5 protein-coding genes are annotated in these 4,239 nt (G+C 33.7%); all 5 read left to right on the top strand.

Going from position 1 to position 4,239, the window contains the following annotated elements; genetic code table 11:
* A partial coding sequence (locus B4W65_RS16795; protein ID WP_205741321.1) for a hypothetical protein occupies positions 1 to 1,444 on the top strand: 1,444 nt, incomplete at its 5' end.
* Between the two features lie 172 nt (positions 1,445 to 1,616).
* Positions 1,617 to 2,324: a carboxypeptidase-like regulatory domain-containing protein gene (locus B4W65_RS16790; protein ID WP_088656320.1), complete on the top strand. Its 708-nt coding sequence runs from the start codon at positions 1,617 to 1,619 to the stop codon at positions 2,322 to 2,324.
* Entirely contained in the window at positions 2,314 to 2,751 is a 438-nt protein-coding gene (locus tag B4W65_RS16785) for a hypothetical protein (protein ID WP_088656319.1), read from the top strand. The genes B4W65_RS16790 and B4W65_RS16785 overlap by 11 nt, the downstream gene beginning before the upstream one ends.
* A 9-nt stretch (positions 2,752 to 2,760) precedes the next feature.
* Positions 2,761 to 3,351: a hypothetical protein gene (locus B4W65_RS16780; RefSeq protein ID WP_088656318.1), complete on the top strand. Its 591-nt coding sequence runs from the start codon at positions 2,761 to 2,763 to the stop codon at positions 3,349 to 3,351.
* A gap of 148 nt (positions 3,352 to 3,499) precedes the next feature.
* Positions 3,500 to 4,081: a DUF1287 domain-containing protein gene (locus B4W65_RS16775; protein ID WP_088656317.1), complete on the top strand. Its 582-nt coding sequence runs from the start codon at positions 3,500 to 3,502 to the stop codon at positions 4,079 to 4,081.
* The last annotated feature ends 158 nt before the right edge of the window (positions 4,082 to 4,239 follow it).

Below are 4,239 nucleotides of genomic sequence, written 5' to 3'. Positions count from 1 at the left end.
CACTATATTGCCACACGTTGTGTGCCATATTAAATACCGAACAGCAATGAAAATAAAAACGTCATTTTTGATAACTTTTCTGTTACTCTTTAACACAGTTTTTGGACAAAAAGAGCCGATAATCAACATCACTTTTTCAAAGTTGTTGGCGACTTACGACTTTATACAGAAACTTTCAGACAATTACCCTGACAACGAGTATAAACAGACATTTCAATCTTCAGAATTTTCCACACAGCATTATTCGGAATTGGTCAACCAACTTGACACATTAAACATTTATGAATCGTATGACTTTCAAGGCTACCCGACAGGACAAAAAATACCTTTTACAACAACTTTTCTAATCAAGAAAAATTTAATCACCTCTTTATCAATTCAAGAGTTTAAAAAACAAACTTTTGGGATTATCCCAAATACAGAACTATTTGCCTTTTCCTATATCCTCTCTGAATTTGAGCCAATTTATGACAGCCTAATTTACAATCCTAACAAGGATAATTTTGAAAAGCAACTAAACGAACTCAAGGATTTTGTTCAAAAATCTAACCTTTCAGACTACTTTCAAACAGGATTGACTTTCTATGGCTCACCCTGGGACTATTCCATTCCGATTGACATTGCCATTATCCCATCAATCAAAAAACGTGGATTTACGGCAACAGCGTTTTTAAACAATGCCGTCAGTGAAGTACCTATTGATTTTAAGGGAAACGATATTTTGTTCAGCGTATTAATGCACGAGATCTATCACAACATATACGATGGGCAGCCATTAGAATTAAAACAAAAAATTCAATTTTGGTTTAAAAACAACAATTCCCAAAATAGCCAATACGCATTACTTCTTCTAAATGAAGCATTGGCAACTGCGTTGGGCAATGGCTATGTATATGAACAACTGAACGGAAAGCCCGATGAAAGCGATTGGTACAATATGAAATATATCAACTTAATGGCAAAGCAAATGTACCCTCTCGTAAAAGAGTACATTTCCCAAAAAAAATCAATGGATGAGAATTTCGTTGACCAATACATTGCCTTGTACGACAATCATTTTTCTGATTGGATTAACGAGTTGGACAATCTATTTTCCAATCGCTTTGTAATTGCGGATAACAGGGAAGAGTTGTCCTTTTTTAATAAAAACTACCGCCCTGCAGGATTCGTTTCTTCAATGACACCTGTAAATCAAAATAGTTTGGAAAGAATGAAAGAAACCCCTTATACAAAAGTAATTGTAATTTCATCCGACCATAACAACACTTTGAATATAATAAAAACTATATTTCCTGAACTAAAAGAATGGAAGTACAAAGTAAAGAATGAGTTTGTTTATACAACAGACTTACAAGACAAGACTAAGTTGATAATTGTAAATAAACACTCATCAACTCTTGACGAATTATTTGACAAAAACCTTAAAAACGGGAGAATTAAATAAATACGGCACACAACATCATGTGTAAAACACTGGGGTTTAGGTGGTTAATTAAAGTGTTCTGCCCCGCATCAGCTTTTTCAACGGCAGACAGTGACGAAGTCCGCAATCCCCAACGTTTCACACATGTGACCGTTGTGTGGCATTTAAAAAGACACAGTACCATTGATAAAACATGAAAGTATTTAGTATAATTATATTTTTATTATTTATTCTTGACACTCACGGACAATTCATATCCGGTAGAGTAACCTATACTGATGGAAAACCCGCCATAGGTGCTTCTGTCTGGATAAAAGAGAAAGGTGGAGTAGTTGGTGCCGTTACTGATATAAATGGAAATTACCATTTTGAGATTGATACTACATGCCTGACATTATGCGTTTCTTATATTGATTGTTTTCCAGAGAGTTTAGAAATTAACAATAGAAATGTAATAAATTTCATTCTAAGAGAAAGACCTGTTGAGCTAATTAACATAGAAGTGATTGCTTTAATTGATAAAGATTTTGAGAATTTAAGAATTGACAAAATAGTGAGGGATTCAACTCATTTACTTTTTAAATATTTTTGTGACAATATTGATTATCCAATAAAAGCGATAAAATCAGAGATACAAGGAAAAGTATTGGTGAAATTTAAGATTGATAGCACTGACTTATCATGTAATGTAAATATAGTTCGTGGGATTGATAGCTTGATTGATAACAATGTCAAGGAAACTATACAATCATATCCAGACTGGAAATCATTGATTCTAACAGATGAAATGATTGAAAAGGCAATAAGTCCAGATATTTATGGATTTTCATTTTGGTTAAGGACTGAAAAAGAATATATACTACCAGTTATTTTTACAATTAAAGAAATGAATGATAGATAAACGCCACACAACACACAATATAAAACAGTTGGGGTTCAGTGGTTTGCGAGCATTTGTTCTCGCATCAACTTTCTGTAACGGTGGATACGAACGCGCCCCGAAAACCCAACCGTTTCATATTGTCAACCGTTATGCGGCAGCTAAAAAAACAGACAACGACATTAAAACATCAAGATTGGAAAAGGCATTTTATTACATAACGTTGATTATAGCTGTATTTGGAATTCCACTATTTGTATTTGGAATAATAAATACAATGGTAAGCCTAAAGTATGAGACAGAGCATCCAACTGACTGTATCTCTTCTGTCACAGGACAAGATTTATGTCTGACAATTAATGTGTTCAAAAGATTGATTTTGATTTGTGTTGTAATCCTTATCCTTCTATTTGTGTTCAGAAAACGTTTATTAGGAAAAAACTTATAAGCCTACATAATGGATTTAGAAACCAAGGACATATTAATAATTTCTCTCGGACTTCTCGGATGGATTTGGGCAGTTATTCAGCACATTCTTAATAGAATAAATCAAAAGAAAGATAAAGCTATTGAAAAAAAATTTGAGGTATATTCAAATTTCATGGATAAAGCAGATGAAATAAGTCAAAATATGCGGTCAGACCCTAAAATGATTTATGGAATTGCCACAGAATTCTATTCTAAAATAATTAATGGAAACGAAGAGGAAATGAACCAAGCACTGATTGATTTCAATTCTGAATTAATTGAGTTCACAAGGAAATCTGTTCAACCATTAATGATACTTAATCAAGAATTAAATAGGCTCAAACTTGTTTGTAGTGATAAATTATTGCCTAAAATTGAGGATTATAAAACATTAGCGAATGATTTTAATGACGAATTTCAGCTTGTTTTAAATACTATTTCTTTAAAGAAGGATATTGAATTAACAGCGAAACAACTTGAAAATATTGGACATAGTAAAAGGACAATATTAATGGCAGAGTTATGGAAAGAAATGGAAACTTTAATGAGAAACGAAATAGGATATTATAAACAAAAATAAAAGCCGACCGCATAACATCATATATAAAACATTTGGCAGTCAGTGAGTTATCGAGCGTTTCAGCCCGTATCAAAAGTAGTTGTAACTTGACAGGAAAGTGCTTCGAAATGCCAAACATTTCATATACGCAACCGTTAGCACTCATATTATGAAACAGATACAAACAATCATATTATTGCTATGGATTTCAATCCAACTACATGGACAAGAGAGCTTTTACGACAGATTATCGGTATCTGCTATAGAATTGACAAAACAGAATGTAGATTATGATGCGAGTTATTTTACAATTGGATATCCAAATGGAGATGTCCCGAGTAATAAAGGAGTATGTACGGATGTTGTAATAAGAGCTTATCGAAAATTAGGTATCGATTTGCAGAAGGAAGTTCATGAAGATATGAAAGCTAATTTCAGTATGTATCCAAAGATTTGGGGGTTAAAGCGACCCGATAGGAATATCGATCACCGGAGAGTCCCTAATCTCATGGTATTCTTTGAAAGGTATGGAATTGTTAAACCAATTACTAATAATCCAACTGATTATCTTCCAGGTGATTTGGTTTGCTGGAACCTCGGAGGTGCAGTTACACATATCGGCATTGTTATAAATAATAAATCCAGAGATGGAAAAAGATATCAGATAGTTCATAACATTGGAAGAGGACAAATGATGGAGGATTGCTTATTTGATTTTAAAATCATAGGCCATTATAGATATCAAAAATAATAAATACGAGTGCTAACAGCCGGTCATACGCAATTGCCGGGTTGTGCGAGTGCTAATGTCAGTTCAAGTGGCAACCTTAGTGGTAACTCGACAAGTTAACGCCCAGAAACGGCAACTGCGCATACCGGCGGGTGTTGTACCGCATGCAAAAACCGAAG

The organism is Geofilum rhodophaeum, from assembly GCF_002210225.1.
Taxonomy (GTDB): domain Bacteria; phylum Bacteroidota; class Bacteroidia; order Bacteroidales; family Marinilabiliaceae; genus Geofilum; species Geofilum rhodophaeum.
The sequence above is the reverse complement of the archived record's forward strand: the minus strand, read 5'-3'. Positions and strand labels throughout refer to the sequence as shown.